General features: G+C 40.3%; 16 protein-coding genes. 1 reads left to right on the top strand and 15 read right to left on the bottom strand.

What is annotated here, in order from left to right; genetic code table 11:
• Positions 1-14: 14 nt before the first annotated feature.
• The 11 genes from M3600_RS13650 to pepF form a co-directional block, all read right to left on the bottom strand.
• Positions 15-1,247: an L-lactate MFS transporter gene (locus M3600_RS13650; RefSeq protein WP_233316359.1), complete on the bottom strand. Its 1,233-nt coding sequence runs from the start codon at positions 1,245-1,247 to the stop codon at positions 15-17.
• 152 nt (positions 1,248-1,399) lie between these two features.
• Positions 1,400-2,149 carry a LytR/AlgR family response regulator transcription factor gene (locus tag M3600_RS13645; RefSeq protein ID WP_251646408.1) on the bottom strand — a complete coding sequence of 250 codons (750 nt, stop codon included), beginning with the start codon at positions 2,147-2,149 and terminating at the stop codon, positions 1,400-1,402.
• Complete coding sequence (locus M3600_RS13640; protein ID WP_233316357.1) at positions 2,146-3,813, bottom strand: sensor histidine kinase; 1,668 nt, start codon at positions 3,811-3,813, stop codon at positions 2,146-2,148. Before M3600_RS13640 ends, M3600_RS13645 begins: the two co-directional genes overlap by 4 nt.
• Positions 3,814-3,948: 135 nt before the next feature.
• On the bottom strand, positions 3,949-4,869 hold the full coding sequence (gene opp4C, locus M3600_RS13635) for an oligopeptide ABC transporter permease (protein WP_233316356.1): 921 nt from the start codon (positions 4,867-4,869) through the stop codon (positions 3,949-3,951).
• A 12-nt stretch (positions 4,870-4,881) separates the two neighbouring features.
• A complete protein-coding gene (locus M3600_RS13630) occupies positions 4,882-5,844 on the bottom strand; it encodes an ABC transporter permease (protein WP_233316355.1) in 963 nt (320 codons plus the stop codon).
• Positions 5,845-6,073: 229 nt separating this feature from the next.
• Positions 6,074-7,807 carry a peptide-binding protein gene (locus M3600_RS13625; RefSeq protein WP_233316354.1) on the bottom strand — a complete coding sequence of 578 codons (1,734 nt, stop codon included), beginning with the start codon at positions 7,805-7,807 and terminating at the stop codon, positions 6,074-6,076.
• Between the two features lie 85 nt (positions 7,808-7,892).
• The gene (locus M3600_RS13620) at positions 7,893-8,897 is read right to left on the bottom strand and encodes an ABC transporter ATP-binding protein (RefSeq protein WP_233316418.1); all 1,005 of its coding nucleotides are present in this window, start codon (positions 8,895-8,897) and stop codon (positions 7,893-7,895) included.
• 24 nt (positions 8,898-8,921) lie between these two features.
• Positions 8,922-9,893 carry an ABC transporter ATP-binding protein gene (locus tag M3600_RS13615; protein WP_233316353.1) on the bottom strand — a complete coding sequence of 324 codons (972 nt, stop codon included), beginning with the start codon at positions 9,891-9,893 and terminating at the stop codon, positions 8,922-8,924.
• A gap of 773 nt (positions 9,894-10,666) precedes the next feature.
• Positions 10,667-10,840 carry a hypothetical protein gene (locus M3600_RS13610; RefSeq protein ID WP_233316352.1) on the bottom strand — a complete coding sequence of 58 codons (174 nt, stop codon included), beginning with the start codon at positions 10,838-10,840 and terminating at the stop codon, positions 10,667-10,669.
• Positions 10,841-11,008: 168 nt separating this feature from the next.
• On the bottom strand, positions 11,009-11,623 hold the full coding sequence (locus M3600_RS13605) for an acetate uptake transporter (protein ID WP_237940711.1): 615 nt from the start codon (positions 11,621-11,623) through the stop codon (positions 11,009-11,011).
• 116 nt (positions 11,624-11,739) lie between these two features.
• Entirely contained in the window at positions 11,740-13,551 is a 1,812-nt protein-coding gene (gene pepF / locus M3600_RS13600; protein WP_251646406.1) for an oligoendopeptidase F, read from the bottom strand.
• Between the two features lie 191 nt (positions 13,552-13,742).
• Here pepF and M3600_RS13595 point away from each other — a divergent pair, with 191 nt between their 5' ends.
• On the top strand, positions 13,743-14,903 hold the full coding sequence (locus M3600_RS13595) for an endonuclease (protein ID WP_251646404.1): 1,161 nt from the start codon (positions 13,743-13,745) through the stop codon (positions 14,901-14,903).
• 35 nt (positions 14,904-14,938) lie between these two features.
• Here M3600_RS13595 and sspO read toward each other — a convergent pair whose 3' ends face one another.
• From sspO to M3600_RS13575, 4 genes are all read right to left on the bottom strand, one after another.
• Positions 14,939-15,073 (bottom strand): small acid-soluble spore protein O, encoded by a 135-nt coding sequence (gene sspO, locus M3600_RS13590; protein ID WP_233316348.1) that lies wholly within the window; start codon positions 15,071-15,073, stop codon positions 14,939-14,941.
• A 71-nt stretch (positions 15,074-15,144) separates the two neighbouring features.
• The gene (locus M3600_RS13585; protein ID WP_233316347.1) at positions 15,145-16,356 is read right to left on the bottom strand and encodes an MFS transporter; all 1,212 of its coding nucleotides are present in this window, start codon (positions 16,354-16,356) and stop codon (positions 15,145-15,147) included.
• 228 nt (positions 16,357-16,584) lie between these two features.
• Entirely contained in the window at positions 16,585-16,806 is a 222-nt protein-coding gene (locus M3600_RS13580) for a YdbC family protein (protein WP_233316346.1), read from the bottom strand.
• A 366-nt stretch (positions 16,807-17,172) separates the two neighbouring features.
• Positions 17,173-19,542 carry a polyprenyl synthetase family protein gene (locus tag M3600_RS13575; protein ID WP_251646438.1) on the bottom strand — a complete coding sequence of 790 codons (2,370 nt, stop codon included), beginning with the start codon at positions 19,540-19,542 and terminating at the stop codon, positions 17,173-17,175.
• Positions 19,543-19,808: the final 266 nt, after the last annotated feature.

Genomic DNA, 19,808 nt, shown 5'->3' with positions numbered 1-19,808 from the left:
CAACTATTTACATATCAGTACTTGTGTGAAGGCTGCATGTTAGGCAGCTTCTGATTAGATTTTCTTTCCGCTTTACCTTGGTATGGCGGTTTGATTGTGAATGCAATTACCAATGAGATAATGCAGAGAATCGTCAAGATAATGAAGGTTGGAATAAATCCTCCTAAAAGTGCTGCAATAAAGGAACCGGCCAATGCACCGATGCCAAAACCTTGATAGATTACACCGTAGTTTTTGCTTTGATTCTTTAATCCGAAGAAGTCTGCTACAATCGTAGGGAATACAGTAATGTTTCCACCAAAGCAGAAGGCAATAACCGCAACACAAGCAAAGAATATCGGGAAGTTTAATGGAACAAAGCTCAATGTTGCTACAGCAATTGCCGTTGCGAATAATGCACCTGAAACAACTTTCAATCTGCCGACTTTATCTGACAGCGCTCCTAAAACTATACGGCCTGTCGTATTAAAGATTGCAACTAATGCTACTGCATTTGCAGCAGTTGCTGCATCGAGACCTGCAAGACTAACACCGATATCCTTAACAATACCAATCAAGTATAGTCCGCTCATGCATGCTGTAAAGAAAATGACGAACAGCAGGTATGCCTGTTTTGTCTTCAGCATTTCCTTCACTGTATAATCCTTTGTAGCAACATTTCCTGCTGCTGCACTTGAAGTAACCTTTGCTTCTCTCACTAGGAAAGAGCCGCCGACTACCATAATCAGAACGATGATACCCCAAAATAAGAAGGCTGACGTTACACCGTATGCACTTATAAAATGTCCATTAATATACTTAAACACAAGACTTCCAGTTCCGTATGCTCCTACTGAAATACCTGAAATAAGACCTTTTTTCTCTGGGAACCACTTAATTAAATTCGATAATGTTGTAATATACGCTGTACCATCGGCAAAGCCGACAACCACTCCTGCAAGCACATAAAGCATTCCGAGTGATGAAGCTTGAGAGCTAAGAATCAACCCTACGCCGAGCAATATACCTGATGCAGCGATTAGGCGGCGAATTCCCCATTTATCCTGCAGGCGCCCTGCAAACAATGTCGCAAATGCCAATGCGAAGCTAGTAATAGAAAAGGTGATAGCAACAGAGCTTAATTTCCAGCCAAATGCATCAACAAGCGGCTGATTGAACAAGCTCCACGTATATATTGTACCAAGACCCATTTGAACAATGATTGTACCGATGACAATTAACAGCCGGTTTTCTGTGCGGTTTTTCATCTGAAATCTCCTCTTTTCCTCGTTTCGGTTCTTCCTATATAAAACTCTTAACTTAAGATTTAAGCGTTTTCTTTATAGGAGGATTATACCTCCGAAACTATTCATAAAATCGTTTTCAGAATGAATTGCAAAGATTTCGGAATGAATTGCATTTATAGCTGCATAATTTGTCGGAATTCCTTTACCTTGCTTCTGCTTACAGGCACCTCTCCTTTAATGTCTTTTAATCTTAAAATATACGTATGATTAAACCAAGGGACAATCTCATGGATCTTTGTAAGATTGACTGTATACGAGCGATGGCATTTAAAGAACAAATCTTCAGGAAGCTTTGCATGAAATTCTGAAATACTCATCGGCATCATATATTCATCTGTTTTCGTATAGACAATCGTCACCTTCTCACTTGCAGAAGCATAGTAAATATCGTTCACATCTGTTACGATAATATTTTCATTTTTACGGAGATTGATTCTCCTGCTGGCTCCTTGATCTGCAGCAGGCTCCTTTTCTCCCTTGTCTTCCTCTTTGCCATAGTCCTTCTCAAAAGCTGTCTCCAGCTTTCTCAGCATTGCGGCAATTCTTTTTTCATCATAAGGTTTTAAAATATAATCGAACGCTTCAAGCTCAAAAGCTTGCGCTGCATGCTCCTTATAGGCTGTCGTAAAAATAATATACGGCTTTTTTGCAAACAAACTGATATTGCCGGCAAGGAGCATGCCATCAAGTGATGGGATATTTATATCAAGAAATATCGCGTCTACTTCCTCCTCCTGTAAAAACTTAAGGACATCAAGCCCATCCTCAAAAGCACCAACAATTTCAATACCACTATGTGTTTCGATTAAATATTCCAGCTCTTCTTTTGCTGGAATTTCATCCTCTACAATTATTGCTCTCATTGTTTCTCCTTTGTTATGTCAAAATATACTTTTGTACCAGGATTCAATCTTTCAATCACAAGTCCTTTTCCATAAATCAGCTTCACTCTTTCATGCACATTGGAAAGACCTATTTGTTTGGATGACATTTCGCCGCGGTACAGCTTATCAATGATTTCCTGTTTAATTCCTTCACCTGTATCCTCCACACTGACCCTGATAGTTTCCTCTTTGTCCTCAACTGAAATAGTGATAAGGCCAGGTGCTTTTCTTTTCAATATTCCATGGACAACGGCATTCTCAACCAATGGCTGGATAAGAAGGCTCGGCACTTTAATGTGAACATCATCTATATGGTATTCAACTTGCAGCTTGCTGCCAAACCGAGCCTTTTCAATATCGATATAATCCTGGACTTGCTGTAAAGCAAGATGAATGTCAATTAATTCATCTCCTACCTCTAAGTTATATCTCATATATCCAGATAAACTGATTATCAATTCCCGAGCTTTTTCGGGATTTCGTCTTGTAGTTGAAGCAATTGCATTTAACGCATTGAACAAAAAATGCGGATTGATTTTTGTCTGTAATGCCTTCAATTCAGCTTTATTGGCTGCTTCCTTTATTTGTTCGACTCTGGAAACCTCCATTAATGTAGAAATTATTTGGGCAAGCCCAATCGCCATCGTTTGAAGTGTATGAGTGATAGTATATGCTTTGCGGTAGTAAATCTTTAATGTACCAGTTACCACTCCTCTTTCTTCAAGAGGGATGATTAGCAAACAATGAATTTGCGGTGTATGATGGTCTGCAATATTATTGCGGATTGTTATCTTGCCGCTGCTTATCGTTTCCTTCGTTAAGCCACTGATAATTTCATGTCCGTTTTTATATTTTTCTTCACCAAAGCCGACATATGCAAGAACATCCATCGTATCGGTGATAGCCACAGCATCTGCTTTAATCTCCTTCTGGATAATCTTGCAGATCTTATGAAGCGATTCACTGTTGATAGACCGAAAATACGGCAAGGTTTTGTTAGCAATACCTAATGCCAGCTGTGCCTGCTTTGCAGCAATTCTCTCTTTCTCTCCTTCAACACTCGCAATCATCAAGACGATAAAGCCAATGCTGACTTGTCCTAATATCATCGGCAGAGCGATTTTAGCAACAATATCCACACCTAGAGAGAACGGTTCTGCCATCACAAGAATAAGCACCATTGTCAGCATTTCGCAAATCATACCAGCAATGATTCCGTATACCCATCTCTTTTGTTTCTTTACACGGAAATAAATAATGCCCGCAACAATCCCTGCCAAAATGCTTGTTATTAAACAAGGCACAGAGGTGACCCCGCCTATATCAATTAAATAACGATGAACACCTGACACAATTCCAGTGATGATTCCGACCCACGGTCCAAATAAAATCCCGCCGGACATAACTGCAATAATGCGGATATTAACAATCGAACCTTCTACCTCGATTCCCGAATACGTGCCAAACAAAGCGAAGGCGCAAAATATGATCGTAATCAGCGTCAATTCTGTTGGAGAATGATTTTCCTTCTGCAATGTTTCCTTAAATTTCGGCACTCTTGATAAAAAAAACAGCGTAATAAGCAGTAATGCTGCCCTCTCAATTAATTGAATGAGCATTTGAATTTCCATTGACGCATACATCTGTAATCCTCCTCTTGATGCCATTATGTTATGTATGTATTTTCTTCTATTATATATTAGCAATAAACAAGGTTAGCTTCATCTGTTTCCAGATAAAAGAAAAAAACCTGCCAAATCATTAGCAGGTTTTCCTCATTAACGCTTATTGCTTTTTGGATCAAGTGCGTCGCGAAGACCGTCTCCAATAAAGTTGATGCAAAGTACCGTGACAAATATACAAAGTCCTGGCGGTATCCATGCTTCAGGGCTGTTCCGTAAAATACGGATGCTTTGTGCTTCAGAAATCATATTCCCCCATGTTGGTGTTGGCTGCGGTATTCCAAAACCGATGAAGCTCATGGCAGATTCAATGATAATATAAGTTGCCATCATCAATGTAGCGTTTACTACAATCGGCCCAATAGCATTCGGAATAAAATGCTTAAAAATAATGCGGAAATCGCTTGCGCCGATTGCCTTTGCTCCTTGAACAAATTCCTGCTCCCTCAAGGACAAATACGTTCCCCTGATTATCCTCGTTAAATTCGGCCACGAGGTTATCGCAATGATTGCAACGAAGCTGCCGATTGACACCTTTGGCATAATAGAAACTACTGTTAAAGCAATAACAATAAATGGAAGCATCATGATGATATCAGCGATACGCATGATGATCGCATCAACAATTCCGCCATAGTAGCCGGCAATGGAGCCTAACAGCACACCAATTACTAACGTACAAACCATTGCAGAGAATCCTACGATAAGAGAAATTCGTCCTCCATATAATAGACGAGCAAGATTATCCCTTCCTGAGCCATCATTGCCGAGCGGGTGATCAGCGCTTGGTCCCCGTTCAACCAACAGCAAATTTGACTTAGTTGGACTTTGGTCTGTAATCAGCGGTGCGAAAATGACGGCAAGGATAATAATCGTTAAAACAATAACACCAAGCACTGCTAATTTATTCTTTAAAAATCTGCCGAGTGCAATCTGGCCAGGAGTTTTACTTTTTTTATTTTCTACCTTTAAAGGTAAGTTTGGTTCTGTTTCGATCGTTTGTTGTTTCAGTTCCATTGTTCATTCACCTCACTCGTATCGAATTCTCGGGTCAACAAGACTGTAGCCGATATCTGCCAGCAGATTTCCCAGCAATGTAAAGAAGCCGATCATTAAAGCAATGACCATGATGACAGGATAATCCTTGCTGGAAATAGAGTTAATGAACAATGTCCCAAGACCAGGATATTGATATACACCCTCTGTAATGATGGCTCCCCCTAAAATGGCGCCAATCTCAAATCCAAGCAATGTCACAATCGGAATCAAGGCATTTCTTAATGTATGCTTGTACAATACTGTATTTTCTGTCATTCCTTTTGCTCTGGCTGTACGGATATAATCTCCTGACAGCACATCGAGCACCTCTGAGCGCATATAGCGAGTATATGTAGCCATTCCACCTAAACCTAATGTTAATCCAGGCAGGATTAAATGATGGATTTTATCCCAGAAAAGCTCTGCTCCTTGCAGATTCGGACTCGAGACCGTTCCTTGTGACGGGAACCAGCCGAGCTGGATGGCGAAGAAATAAATTGCCACCAAACCGAAGAAGAAACTCGGAATAGCAAGCCCAAAAAAGCTGAAGGTTGTTACTGTGTAGTCAAGTATAGAATATGGTTTTCTTGCTGAGTAAATCCCGATCGGAATGGAAAATAAAATCGTAATAAATAAAGAAAAGGTTCCTAGCGTGAGTGTATTGCTAACTCGTGATTCAAGCAAGTCAGTTACTTCACGTCCCTTATACACAATTGATTCCCCAAAGTCCCCCTGAAGCATATTTCCTAACCAGCGGAAATATTGCACATAAATTGGGTCATTCAACCCTAAAGCTTCTTTTTGCTGTTCATATACTTCTGGGTCTACATTCGGATCAAGCTTTCCAGTAAAGGGATCGCCAGGAGCCGCCTGCATTAAGCCAAACACGATGACAGTCAAAGCGAATAGCATTGGAATGAACACTAATACGCGACGAATAATATACTTATACATTGCTCCCCCTCCATTTCTTATGATGTAAATATAAAGCTGCTAAAGCTGCAGCCGGATTGAACCATTATTTGGTTCATTTCGTACAGACCGCAGCACCACACGAAATGAACCAAAATAACAAGAATTTAAAAGGGGCTTTCTTTAAGGAACAGGCCCCGCATATAAGTAAATTTCCTGTTAATATGCGGAATTTCCCAAAATACGAAAGCCCCATCTAATTAACCTTTAATTACTCAGTCACACTCCATAAATGTGTGTTGTTCAAGAATGAGTACGGCAATACATCTATGCCTTGAAGACGTTTGTTATGCGCCCATAAGCTGTTTTGAGCATACAGGATTAATGCTGGAAGATCTTCAGAGAACTTCACTTGCCATTCGCTGTATTTCTCTTTTCTGTAATCCTGTTCAAACGCATCTGGTGGTGTAAATGCGTCTTTTAACAGCTGTTCTGCTTCAGGGTTATTCCAACGAGAATAGTTGTAAGCAGCATTAGCAGACCATAAGCCGCTCGGATCTGGGTCTGTGCTGTCTAAGCTCCAGCCAAGCAAGTATAGATCCCAATCTTGTGCATTCTTTTCTAGGTCTTCAAAGTATGCAGCAGCTTGTTTTGGCTGACGCAAGTCAATTTTGATTCCGACAGCTTCAAGATATTCTTGAATGATTGGTGCTGATTTTTCACGAATTTGGTTTCCTAATGGATAGTTCAGGTTCAACACCCACTCTTTTCCATCTGGATCTTCACGGAAGCCGTCGCCATTTGTATCTTTATAGCCTGCTTCATCTAATAGTGATTTTGCTTTTTCTGCATCAAATGCATATTGGTTAGGCTTTGTATCATCATATGCCCAGAATTGTGTTGCGATAGGAGAGTTTTGAATTACCCCTTTGCCGTACAGCAATCCGTTGATGATCGCTTCGCGGTCAACAGCATAAGCAATTGCCTGACGGACTTTTTGATCGGATAGCTTCGTATTTTCTGTCCATTTTGATGGATCGATAGATGTGTCGCCTTGTTCACGATGGTTAACCATCATACCTAATACTTGGTAACCGAAATCTGGCTGTTCAATAATTTCAACATTTTCATTTGCAGCAACTGTCTCATAATCTGCAGCCTGGATACCAGTTGGATCTGCTACAAAGTCCACTTCACCGCTTTCAAGCATACCTAGGATGACAGATTGGTCTACAACCTTCCACACGATGCTGTCAAGTTTAGGTGCACCTTGCCAGTAGTCGTCGTTTTTCTCTAAAACATATTGCTCGCCTTCTACAACGTCCGTTAATTTAAATGGACCAGTACCAACAATTTTGCCTGCTTTTGTTGTGCCTTCAGCTTTTGGCATGTCAGCAATGGCAACATCTTTAAAGATATGCTCAGGAATGATTGGGAAGCTTGAATCAGAAAGGGCCAATACATTCGGCTCAGCGAATTTGAATGTTACAGTGTGGTCGTCAACTGCAACAACACCTTGGAATTCATCTGTTTTGCCAGTAGAGAAATCCTCATAGCCTAACAGTCTTGAAACATATTGTGTACGCAGACCGCCAGCCTCTACATAACCAGGGCTTGCAATCGATTTGTATGTAAATACAACATCGTTTGCTGTGAATGGCTCGCCATCATGCCATTTCACGTTTTCTTCTAAGTGGAATGTCACTTCTGTTTGGTCTTCGTTAAATTCCCAGTCTTTTGCTAATTTCGGAATAAAATCAAGGTTCTTATCTTGTCCTAATAATCCTTCATGCGTTAAAGTTAAGATATTGTTTTCATATGCATCAGCATAGAAAATTGGGTTGAATAAACCAGCAGGAGCTGTATCCATCGCACCAGTTACCGTGCCTCCATCAACTGCTTCGCCAGGCTCAGAATTCGTGTCGTCGCTTGAGTTGCTGCACGCCGCCAAGATCCCGAATATTAAGGTAAAGCCTAATACAAGTAACCAATTTTTCTTTTTCAACGTCTTTCCCCCTTAAAATAATTATCTGTAGAAAAAGCAAACCAAACTCAAAATCGACACACCACCTCCTTAAACGGCAGAATACTCAGTCTTCCTTCGTGTATAAGTGACAAGCAACGAAGTGGCCTTCTGACACTTCCGTCAAATCAGGGCGCACGATTGCACATCTTTCATGCGCTTTCGGACAGCGTGTTCTGAATGTACAGCCTGTCGGTGGATTGGACGGGCTTGGCAAATCCCCTTTGAGGATAATCTTTTCTCTCTTTCTTGTTACATCCGTTGTCGGAACTGCGGATAAAAGCGCCTGTGTATATGGATGAAGCGGTGTTTCATATAGACCTTTTTTCGGTGCCAATTCCGCTATCCTTCCTAAATACATGACTGCGACACGGTCACTTATATGTTTAACAACACTCAAATCATGGGCAATAAATAGATAGGTTAAATTGAATTCTTCCTGAAGATCTGCCATCAAGTTAAGCACCTGTGCCTGAATGGAAACATCTAATGCAGAAACTGGCTCATCACAGACAATGAATTTAGGATTCAGCGCTAGTGCTCTCGCGATGCTGATCCGCTGTCTTTGTCCACCGGAAAACTCATGAGGATACTTCGATTTCGCATCTGCCCGAAGCCCTACCTTCTCAAGTAAGCTGATTGCTTTTTCTTCCCGCTCACGTCGGTTTAAGTTCGTCTGAACTAGCAGCGGCTCTTCAATCAGCTCTTGAACACTCATTTTTCCATTTAATGAGGCAAATGGATCTTGAAATACAATCTGCATATCCTTTCTAATGGGGCGCATCTTTCTGTTGTTTAAAGTTGAAATATCCTTATCTTCAAAGACAATGCTGCCTTCTGTCGGATCAAGGAGTCTTAGAATAACTCGTCCTAGCGTAGATTTTCCAGAGCCTGATTCACCTACAAGTCCAAGCGTTTCCCCTCTGATAACATTTAATGAAATATCATCGACCGCCTTAACGTTGCCAACTGTATGCTTTAGGACTCCGCCCTTAATTGGAAAGTATTTTTTTATGTTTTTCGCTTGAAGTATGTAATCTTCTTCTGTCTTTTTTCGTAAATCTTGCTCCATTAATGACATAAAATTTTATTCCTCCTATTCATACAGGTAGCAGCGCACCTTATGGTTTTGTTCCACATCTAGAAGATTAGGATTGCTAACACGGCATTTATCCATTACATGTTTACAGCGGTCAGAAAAGCGGCAGCCAACAGGAAAATCATAGGCAGGCGGTACTGTCCCTTTAATAACACCAAGTCTGCTTACGTCATCCTCTAATTTCGGCAAACTTTCCAGAAGTCCATTCGTATACGGATGCTTCGGCTCAATGAACATCTTGTTTACTTCCGCCTGTTCAACAATCTGTCCGCCATACATAACCATGACCCTGTCAGCATATTCAGCTACGACACCTAAGTCATGCGTTATCAGCAGTACTGCCATGTTGAACTTTTTCTTCATCTCATCTAACAAATCAAGAATTTGCGCTTGAATCGTTACATCAAGAGCGGTTGTCGGCTCATCAGCAATCAGCAGCTTCGGCTCACATGAAATGGCAATAGCAATCATCGCACGCTGACGCATCCCTCCGGAAAGTTGGTGTGGATATTCATTAATTGTCTCTTCAGCCCTTGGGAAGCCGACAATTCTTAATAGCTCAACGGCTCTGATTCGCGCTTCTTCCTTTGAGACTTTTTTATGCTTGCGAATTGTTTCCATAAGCTGATTTCCAATCGTGAAGACTGGATTTAATGCGGTCATCGGCTCTTGGAATACCATGGCAATCTCACTGCCCCGCAGCTTTGCCATCTGTTTGTTAGAAAAGGGGACAATATCCTCGCCGTTAAAGCGAATCTGCCCTCCCTTAATTTTTCCAGGCTTTCCGACGAGCTTCATTATAGACAGTGAGGTTATACTTTTGCCTGAACCTGACTCACCAACCAGCGCCACTGTCTCACCAGGATTTATAGAGAAATCAACGCCATCCACAGCTTTTGCAACTCTGTGTTTATCTACTTGAAAATACGTTTTTAAACCTTCCACTTCTAATAACGCATGTTTAGTCATATACTCACCTCTGCTAAAATCCTTGAATTATTGTGTTTTAAGTTTAATTTCTTGGGTAGTAATAAATTGGTAGGATGAAATCTGATAATTAATTTTGAATTGAGGGAACTTTTTAATTAAAAAAATTATTCTGAAAATAGAAACCGTTTTGATAAATAATATAATACCTTTCTATTATTCTTGTAAAGACAAATTTTTCAGAAAAATAGATTTTTTGTAGAATCATCTAGGTTTTTAGTAGAAATCCCCACTGTTTTCCTCCATTTCTACTATTGTAGATACAACTCTCTAAAACGAAATACAGTATACAAATATAATAACTATTCTAAACAGCTATCCATTCATGATTTAAATCCTGTGCAACTAACAACTAATATAATTATAGTGAAAACTTGATGTAACTGAATGAGAAACAAAAATCGACAATTAATAAAGACAATTGTTTCTTTAGGGTGGACAACAAATGTCCACAACTAAACCGATAAAATATATTGATATAACAATAAAACTCCTACTAAAATACCGTTTAGTCTTTCTAAACTTAAAATAATTAAATTATCCTTTTTATATATTAAAAAAGAAATTTAACTATAAATACGTCCAAACATTATTAAATATGTGTAAAAAAACGTTCAGGTGAATAATATTATTCCTTTTTATTGTTATCTATTTAAAGGATTAACGGGGAAAAGGAAGCCAAAAAAGCCTCCTTCATAGATAGGGGGAGGAGATAGTTTTGGATTATTGCAGTATGTATGTAAACTAAGAGATGATTATCGGGACATAAGCTTATCCATAATATCATCGCTAAGCTCCTTCATGATTTCCTGTTGTGAAATGAGGTCGGCGTCCTTCATCATCTGCAAATAAAGAGCCGTTTGCAGCAGCAAAGATTTTGCTTCCTCTTCCGAAAGGTCTTTTATGTTTTTTTGAAGCTCACTAATCATATATACCTCCATCATCAGCATGTCACTATATCGCCAATTACTTATTTTAACGAAATATTATAGAATTTTCCATTAGAAATGCCAACAAATCCTCTAGGTATTGCTTTAATATAGATAAATTATTTTGAGCAAAAAAAAGAGCCTATAGATAGACTCTTTTTCGTAATCTTATTTAAAAACGCCAAAAGGTTTTCCGATTGGCAGTACCGTTTTTCCAAAATGAGTATTCAGCACAATCGCGCCACATCCATAGAAGGATAACAGGGCAATACAAAGCTCTGCCACACCTGCAATCATATGTGTCACTTCATACATCACATCAAAAGAACTTAAGGACAATCCAATAAATAATATATCAATAAAAACAAAGATAAAGAATAATACCTTATGTGTTTCCATTGCCCCAATTGTCATGAAAAGGCTGAAAATTAAATAGCCGATAAATGCAAAGCCCAGCTGTTTAGGGTCAACATTTTGCGCCAATACCTCGCCAAACGCTCCAAGTTGGATTAACCAGGAAAAGCCTACGCCAAACCAGAATAGACCAAATGCTGCAAAAGCAGTTGTTCCAAAAATATTATTATGCTTCGCATCAAGCAAAGCAGCGATCAATTGAGCCAATCCACCCAAAAAGAACGCCCACGGCAGAATAAAAGATAACCCTTCTGTTAAACCAAGTTTTTGTGAAGATGCCACCAATGTCACCATTGCCAGACCGAATAGTCCAAGTGCAGATGGATCTGCCGTCACCATTTTTACTTGGGTATAGTTCTTGTTGCTCATAAATTCCTCCTATAATAAAAAAACATACTTATGTAATGTATAAGATTAGCAGGAGTGTGTCAATCCTATTTTTCATAAAAAAACATCCTTGCAATAGTTGCAAGGATGTTCAAACTTTAATAAAAGCTTTGTTCGAGTTCATCTATTAAGCTGCCAACATAAGCAACCGCTGTACTGATAGGTTCAGGTGTCGACATATCCACATTTGCAAGCTTCATTAATTCAAGAGGTTTTACTGTTCCCCCTGCCTTAAGAGCCGCAAGCCAACGATCTACAGCAGGCTGACCCTCTTTTTGAATCATTAACGCAGCAGCAGTGGAAGCTGTCAGACCTGCTGAATACGTATACGGATAAAGACCCATATAGTAATGCGGCTGGCGCATCCAAGTCAATCCTGCTCCCTCATCCAACTCCACACTGTCGCCCCAAAATGCTGCAAGCAGCTCGAGATTTTGTTCACATAACAGTTTGGCGGTTATCGGTGTTCCTGCTTCAGCAAGTTCATAAATACGGCGCTGCAGCTCTCCCTCCAATATATGTGTCACAAAATTATGGTAGTATGTCCCGAGTGATTGGAGAATAACCCAACGACGCATTCTGTCATTATCCGATTTTTCTAAAATATGTCTGCTGAGCAGCATTTCGTTCATGGTTGACGGTGCTTCCACAAAATACCGTGATGGACGTGTATTAGAAATGGACTGATTCTGTCCTGCCAAAACGAAATGTCCTGCATGTCCGAGCTCATGTGCAAGAGTAAATGCATTTCGCATGGAATTATTCCATGTCATCATAATATACGGATGTGCTCCATATGGACTTGAACAAAAGGCGCCAGATCGCTTGCCAATATTATCTGCTCTGTCTACCCAGCGGTTCTCCAGTCCTTGTCTCATAATTTCTGCATAATCCGTCCCCATTACCTGCAGTGCTTCAAGCACAAGCTCTGCTGCTTCATCATATGTCACTTCAGGATTAAAGTCTGAATCAAGAGGAGCTTTTAGATCACTGTACAGCAATTTATCAAGACCTAGTGCTTGTCTTTTTAATGCGGCGTAGCGGCGCATATGAGGAGCAAGCTCTGTTAATATTGTGTCAAGCTGGTTATGGTACATTTCCTTTGTTACTTGCTGTTCAAATAACAGCATATCTGTAACAGAATCATAGTTACGCAATCTGGCTTCAACCACTTGCTTCTTCACTTCTGTTGCATATGTAGCTGCATATGTATTTTTGTACTGATTTAATGTTTGAATGAAAGCGTCATAGGCATTACGGCGAATTTCCGTATCAGGCGACTCCTCATACTTTGCATATAAATTAAATGTTAAAGGATACTCTGTTCCATCTGCTGTTGTAAAAGATGAGAAGCTCATATCTGATGTTTTGCTGCGCTGGTAAATCATATAAGGAGCTTCATGAATCTCACTGTATGCAGCTAAGGCTTCCTCTGTTTCTGGGGAAAGTATATGAGCTTTCGCCTCAAATAAATCCTCCAGTGTTTTTTTGTAATCCTGCAACCCGCTTTCTTGATTCATAAACTCACGGACTTTCTTCTCCGATAGAGCAAGTATTTCTGAATCAATAAAGGAATTATTTGCGCGTGCAGCAGCATAAACAGATGCCGCAATCGCCTCATTTGCTTGATTATTAGGGTCTGTCCCATCGGCGGATTGAAGCAAGCTTGCATATGTAAGTACACGGGAAAGCCGTTCAGATAATGAATCCCTTTCAAGAAGGCACTGAAGTAAATTTATCGCACTGTTTCCAAGACTTCCTCTATATTCAGCAAACTTTTCCATGTCTTGGGTAATAGCATCGAGCTCCATTTTCCATGCTTTTTCACAAGGAAATAAATCGGTTAAGTTCCACGTTTCTTCAACAGAAACATCCTTCCTTGCCAGCGTCTTACCTTGCAGCTTATTCATGTAAGCTTCTCCCCTTTTTCATATATTTCGCCATTCGAAACGAATAACTTTATTATATAAGAAAACTGTAAATTTTCAAATAATTTACTAAATTAATTTATAATAGCAAATTCTTTACACTTTTCTACAACTTACTCCATATAAACATGTTATTTTATAAGAGCATTTAATTTTTGTATGGGAGGCAAAAAATGAAAAAAAGCTCAAAAATTTTTGTTTTGCTTGCAGTAATCGCTGCTATAGCGGTGTCGTCTTATTTCACAGTTTCACCGAGAGCAGCCACTCTTTCCGTAACGAATGCAATTAAAACTCAAAACGGGTCAGTTCAGACAGTAGAAGGTTACATAGTCGGAAAGCCCATTTCAGCTTCCTCCATTCAGACGAGCAGCTTCTCTGACGATTATGCCCTAGCACTCGCAGACAGTCCAGCAGAGAAAGCAACTGGCTCCATGCTTTATGTTCAAATTCCCTCCTCCTTTCGAGGAAGCTTTGGACTAAAAACGAATCCAGAATTAATTGGCACGAAAATAAAAGTGACTGGCAGCACTGCCGCCTACTTCTCTCATCCTGGTTTAAAAAATGTAACAGCTATGTCAATAAGTGCTGCAGGGGAATTGCCCGAAGAGCCTGAAGAAGATACAGGAAGCACACCTACACCTTCTGAGAACTATGAAGGTTACTATAACAGTGCCTCAGGTAAAACTGGCGAAGCTTTAAAAACTGCTTTACATGAGATTATTGATGATCATACAGAGCTTTCCTACAGCGCGGTTTGGGATGCGCTGCGTCATACAGATGAAGACCCTAACAACAGCAATAACGTCATTCTGCTTTATACAGGCAGATCGCAAAGCAAAACGACTAACGGCAGCGGTGTCGATTCATGGAACAGAGAGCATGTATGGGCGAAATCCCATGGTGACTTTGGCACAGCAATGGGAGCAGGAACAGATCTGCATCACTTGCGACCTACTGATGTTTCCGTTAATTCATCACGTGGCAACAAGGATTTTGATGATGGAGGAACTGCCCAAAAAGAAGCGCCAGATACATATGCTGACAGCGATTCTTGGGAACCGCGGGATGAAGTTAAAGGCGACATTGCACGTATGATATTTTATATGGCTGTGCGCTATGAAGGTGATAGCGGCGAACTTGACTTAGAGGTAACAGAAAGTGTGAATAACGGTTCTGCCCCGCTCCATGGCAAACTGTCCACATTGAAGCGCTGGAACGAACTTGATCCTGTTGACGATTTTGAAAGAAACAGGAATGAAGTAATTTATCAAGATTATCAGCATAACCGCAATCCATTTATCGATCACCCTGAGTGGGTAGAAGTTATTTGGTAAAAGCAAAACGGGCCGGCAAACAGCGGCCCGTTTTGTTATTGACGTTTTTTTGTTTTCTTATTATTAAGCTTTTCTGCTGCAGACAATGGTTCATTTGCGAATTCATGGTCGTAAGCTTTTGAAAAGTTCCCTTTTATGTCTTCTTGCTTATCACGTTTTTTTGTAGTCATAATCTTCACCCCCAAAGCTTATTGTACGTAACAAATTTTATTATTATGTACAGCATAAGCAGTGGGTGCGATTATCCTTTACCATGCATGACTTTTTTAAATACAGTCTGCTTTAGGCTGTCATCCTTCTGATAAGCAATCGCTGCTGCTGCCAGAAGCATAACCCCTGTCAAAATGAAAACACTATATGCAGGGAAAATACCTCCTAAAAATCCACCAACCATTGGACCAATCATACCGCCAATTTGGTTGGCCGTCTGGTTCAAACCAAAAGCTCTGCCGCGGAAATCCTCTGAAGTTGATCTAACGACAAGTCCGTTCAATGCAGGGAAAACGGCGCAGAAGAAAATGCCGAAGATAAAGCGGGTAATGGAAAAACCCCAAATATCTTGGAAAATGATTTGCGAAAATGTGCCTAATCCGCCTCCAAGGAGGCCGATAAATAATATTCTGTTGAAGCCGATCTTATCAGCCCATTTCCCCCAGTACGGAGCAAACAATACACTAGCTATCCCAGGCAAAGAGAAAACAACCCCCGCAAGCAAAGAAGCATTTTCTTTAGAGCCGCCAAGATCAACAATGTACAGCGGCAAAATAGGTTCAATCGAAAGGATTGAGCAAGAAGTGACGACTGTCAACAGCATGACAAGCATAAGCGGACGGTTTGACCACGCAACCTTAATGTCATTTTTGACAGAGCCCTTTTCCTTGCTAGGCTTGAAATTCTCTTCCTTCACAAAAAATATAATCAGGAATGTTGCAAGGAAAACAATGAACCCAGCACTCGCAAATGCCAGCCTGTTGCCGACTAGCTCTGAAAGCAGTCCGCCAAGCAGCGGACCGACTATTCCTCCTGTAGCACTTGCGGTGGAGATCATCGATAAAGCGTAACCTACTTTCTCTGTCGGTGTATTCGTCCCGACTAAAGCAATTGCCCCTGGAATAAAGCCGGAAAGAAGCCCTTGCAATATTCGTAAAACCAATAACTCATATGGGTTAGTCACAAAAGCAGCTAATGTGTAGATAATAAATAAAACGAAGCCTGCTCTGACTATCATTGGCTTTCTGCCATACTTATCTGCTATCCTGCCCCAAAACGGCGAGGAAAGCGCTCCTGCAAAAAAAGCCGAACTGAACAAAATGCCTGCCCATAATTCTGTATGGTCATGAACATTAATCTCCAGCAGGAAAATCGGCAAAAACGGGATGACCATATAAAAACTCGCTGCCGTAAAAAACACTCCGACCCATAAAACAAGCAAATTACGCTTCCACCTTAACATGCCGTTCGCGCTCCTAAGCTGCATCAGAGTATATCTGATGAGTAGTTTCAATATTCTCAATAATAACATATATAGGAATTACTTTCATTCTCGAAATTTATGTTTCACGAAGAAAAGGCTGCTGCAATGGTTACTCTGCCTACCTTTAGAAGCTTTTCGACTATTTTGTGAAAATTTTTCGTGTAAAAAAAATGTACAGAGCTGTCTGTACATTTCCCTTACATAATATTATAACTCTGAATCCTGTAAAGCCTTTTTCAGTTTCAATACCTCGTCCAAATCAAGGGTAACCCCCTTGCCCATTTTCTCATGATTTGGAGCCCAGTCCCGAATATCGTACTTCGGTTCCCGTCCATTCCAGCTAATTAGATTCAGCTCTTTCGTCCAGCCTTTCGGCGATTCAGACAGGACTGTAATATGCTCGGTGATTTCAAATTTTATCTCTGCCACAAAACTACCTCCTAATATGTATATGAATGCTTAAATTATTTAACGTATATATTCTTATATTATATATCTTCTGCAAAGATTTAGGCGCTTATTTACATGCAAATAAAATAGGCGGGCTCTTACCCGCCTAAGAAAAGGTTGTCCTTGGCTTTAATGACGCATTGTCAGCACAATAAATAAATAGTAGAGTATCCAAACTAAAGAAGGAAGAGCTTCAGGAAACATCATTTATTCCCCCTTCCTTTTATTATTAATACATCATATGTTCACCTCTACTGTTTTGTAAGCGTATTCCTATAGTTTTTCGACTAATTTTTTAAAAATAGGTTCAAAAAAAAGCACTCTTGGAAGAGTGCTTTGCAGCCTTTAACGATCTCTATTTACAAAGTAGTCTAATAAGTGCTTTAGGAAAGCCGGATTTCGGGGGGCCTGTTCTAATGACTCCACAGCAAGGCAATAATGCTCCCACATTGCTTTTTTCGCTCCTTCAATCCCGAGTATAGATACAAACGTTGTCTGGTTGTTGTCTGCATCAATGCCAGCCTGTTTGCCAAGCAAGCTAGTATTACCTTCCACATCAAGGAGATCATCCTTAATTTGAAAAGCGATGCCTGCATGGTAGGAGAATTTTTTCCAAATGTCCATTTCCGCTTCACTTGCTTGTGCAAGTATAGCCGGCATCAATAAACAAACCTCAAATGCCATGCCTGTTTTGTAAAAACTCTTTTTGTTCAATTCCGCAAGAGTCAGCTGTCTACCTTTCGAGTCAAGATCCATCGCCTGACCTTTACACATATCCGCCGTTCGTTGAGATGAATATTTAATCAGCTGCAGTACTGCCCGCGAATCGAAGGAGTCGATTGAGGTCTGCTCCTCAACTGCCTTTTGTGTCAGAAAAAGGCCCGTCAATTCAGCAACCGCCGTATTAGCAACTTGATGCAATGTTTCCTTCCCTCTGCGAATATTGGCATTATCCTGTGACGGCAGATCATCAAAAATCAATGATGCTGTATGCATATATTCCAAGGAACGCAATAGCGGCATCAGTGCTTTATCGTCCAAGCCATAGCCTTGTGTGCCCATAAACCATGTCATAATTGGTCTTAACCGTTTACCATCGCCAATAAGACTGTAGTTCGCCCCATCAGTAAGAGGCTCATGATGCGGACCGTCAGCTGATTTTGTAATCGCAAGTGCGCTGTTAATTTGACCTCGGACCTCTTTAACCTTTTCAAAAAACTCCTCCCGCTCCCTCTTATCGCTTTGGAGATTTTCAACCATATGATCTCTTAAAAGCTTATCAAAGAAATCAACATCATCAGCCTTCTTGACCATCTTTTGAATGAGACGATTAAACTCTGGCATACGAGAGGCAAAAAGCTCCATTGTTTCATTATATTTATCATTGCCCCACTTTTTCTTAAACCGTTTCAAGCCATTAATGGCCCTGTCTAATATGACCTCACATGTCTTTTTATCTGAATGATAGACGTTGTGAATCAAATGGGATATCACTGTCCAATACAATTCATACGGATTGACTAAGTCAGGGCGTACAGTATGATGCTTCATATAATACGTATACGGAGTCACAGCTCCTTCCTGCCAGTCATCAAACATATCAGCAAAATCATCTGCAAGCTGATTGTATATACCATAGAAAAACGACCGCTTTTCAAAGCCTTCTTCAAGCTCCGCACTAATCACAGACCTGACAATCAGCCGTGAAGACGCAGATTTTAAGATGACTGGAATAAACAACTCTTCATTTGTATATTCGCTGTTGGAAAGGTCCTTGTCACGATCAATCTCCTGTGAATGGAAAAACACATATGCCTGCTCTAAAAATGGCTGAATCGTTTCTTCACGCTGATTGGTCTTAATATATTCAAATGCTTCCCGCAGTTCAGTATGAACATAAGCAATCAATTCTGCATTGGCACCAGACCAGTCACCTAATTCAGGCACACTGCCTGTTGTCAGTGCCGTACGGATTAAACCTGCATATCGTCTTTCCTCATCTGGCGACAATATCTTCGCATCGAAAAGGTCATCAATAAACGGATAAGTTAAGCCATAAGAGTAACCAAGCCTAATTGCTTCTCCAAGTCTTTGGGAGCGGACAGCCTGAGCAGTATCTTCAGGCAAATCGTCAAGAACATGCATGATAACACCAGCAATAATTTTGATGAGCTTGCGCTGTGCATTTGCTGCATCCATTCCCTCTGGAATATGAATGGAGACGGACTCAAGCTTAGCCATAAGCCAAATCATTGTCGGTTCTATTCCTTCCTTTTCCGCAAACCGGTATAAGCCAGCCATGCTGAATACCCCGATTTTTTTCTCATTACTGCCAGTGAGATGCTTTTTTAAACTTTCAACAGAGCGACTTATGCCTCTAAGCGTTGCCTGTGATTCTAAAGATTTGCCCAAGTCCCTCATATAGAGGTAGGAAATGCTCCGATCGAGATAATTATCAAGCTTGCCTGTGTGCTTAAGCCACTGAATATAGGGCAGATATCCTGACGGTGATTGTTTGCCCTTGCTTCTTGAAAAAAAGGAGAAAAGAGAAGGATGGTGAATATGATTATGCTTCCATTGTTGAATATCATTAGTGAGGATAGGAATAAAAGCCTTTTTTGCAACCTGCCCATAAAGCTCCTGAAAATATAGAGACGCCTTTTGCTCCTCTTTAGAGAAACAAACCTCGGCATTAATTGTAAACTCCTTATTCATACGGTAAAGTACCTCAAATCTTTTCATTTAGCTATCTACTTAATAATATAGTACTAGAAAAACAGGTTTATAACCAGAAAGGAGTACCTAGCAAAAATACCCGTTTTGTTAGGGGTGAATTGAAAGCCTTACCATATCCAGACTATGTAAAATCCATTGCTTCGCTATAGCTTTTCGCTATATCCACTTATCTAAATTAACAGTTACTCTATACTTGCTTTAACATGCTATTATACAAGCACAATCTTACATAACAAGGAGAACAA

Source organism: Niallia sp. MER 6 (assembly GCF_023714395.1).
In the GTDB taxonomy this organism is placed as follows: domain Bacteria; phylum Bacillota; class Bacilli; order Bacillales; family Cytobacillaceae; genus Niallia.
The sequence above is the reverse complement of the archived record's forward strand: the minus strand, read 5'-3'. Positions and strand labels throughout refer to the sequence as shown.

Coding starts and splice junctions, on each gene's coding strand:
- M3600_RS13650 (WP_233316359.1), bottom strand. CDS start 1,247: ATGAAAAACCGCACAGAAAACCGGCTGTTAATTGTCATCGGTACAATC.
- M3600_RS13645 (WP_251646408.1), bottom strand. CDS start 2,149: ATGAGAGCAATAATTGTAGAGGATGAAATTCCAGCAAAAGAAGAGCTG.
- M3600_RS13640 (WP_233316357.1), bottom strand. CDS start 3,813: ATGTATGCGTCAATGGAAATTCAAATGCTCATTCAATTAATTGAGAGG.
- opp4C (WP_233316356.1), bottom strand. CDS start 4,869: ATGGAACTGAAACAACAAACGATCGAAACAGAACCAAACTTACCTTTA.
- M3600_RS13630 (WP_233316355.1), bottom strand. CDS start 5,844: ATGTATAAGTATATTATTCGTCGCGTATTAGTGTTCATTCCAATGCTA.
- M3600_RS13620 (WP_233316418.1), bottom strand. CDS start 8,897: ATGGAGCAAGATTTACGAAAAAAGACAGAAGAAGATTACATACTTCAA.
- M3600_RS13615 (WP_233316353.1), bottom strand. CDS start 9,893: ATGACTAAACATGCGTTATTAGAAGTGGAAGGTTTAAAAACGTATTTT.
- M3600_RS13610 (WP_233316352.1), bottom strand. CDS start 10,840: ATGATTAGTGAGCTTCAAAAAAACATAAAAGACCTTTCGGAAGAGGAA.
- M3600_RS13605 (WP_237940711.1), bottom strand. CDS start 11,623: ATGAGCAACAAGAACTATACCCAAGTAAAAATGGTGACGGCAGATCCA.
- pepF (WP_251646406.1), bottom strand. CDS start 13,551: ATGAATAAGCTGCAAGGTAAGACGCTGGCAAGGAAGGATGTTTCTGTT.
- M3600_RS13595 (WP_251646404.1), top strand. CDS start 13,743: ATGAAAAAAAGCTCAAAAATTTTTGTTTTGCTTGCAGTAATCGCTGCT.
- sspO (WP_233316348.1), bottom strand. CDS start 15,073: ATGACTACAAAAAAACGTGATAAGCAAGAAGACATAAAAGGGAACTTT.
- M3600_RS13585 (WP_233316347.1), bottom strand. CDS start 16,356: ATGTTAAGGTGGAAGCGTAATTTGCTTGTTTTATGGGTCGGAGTGTTT.
- M3600_RS13575 (WP_251646438.1), bottom strand. CDS start 19,542: ATGAATAAGGAGTTTACAATTAATGCCGAGGTTTGTTTCTCTAAAGAG.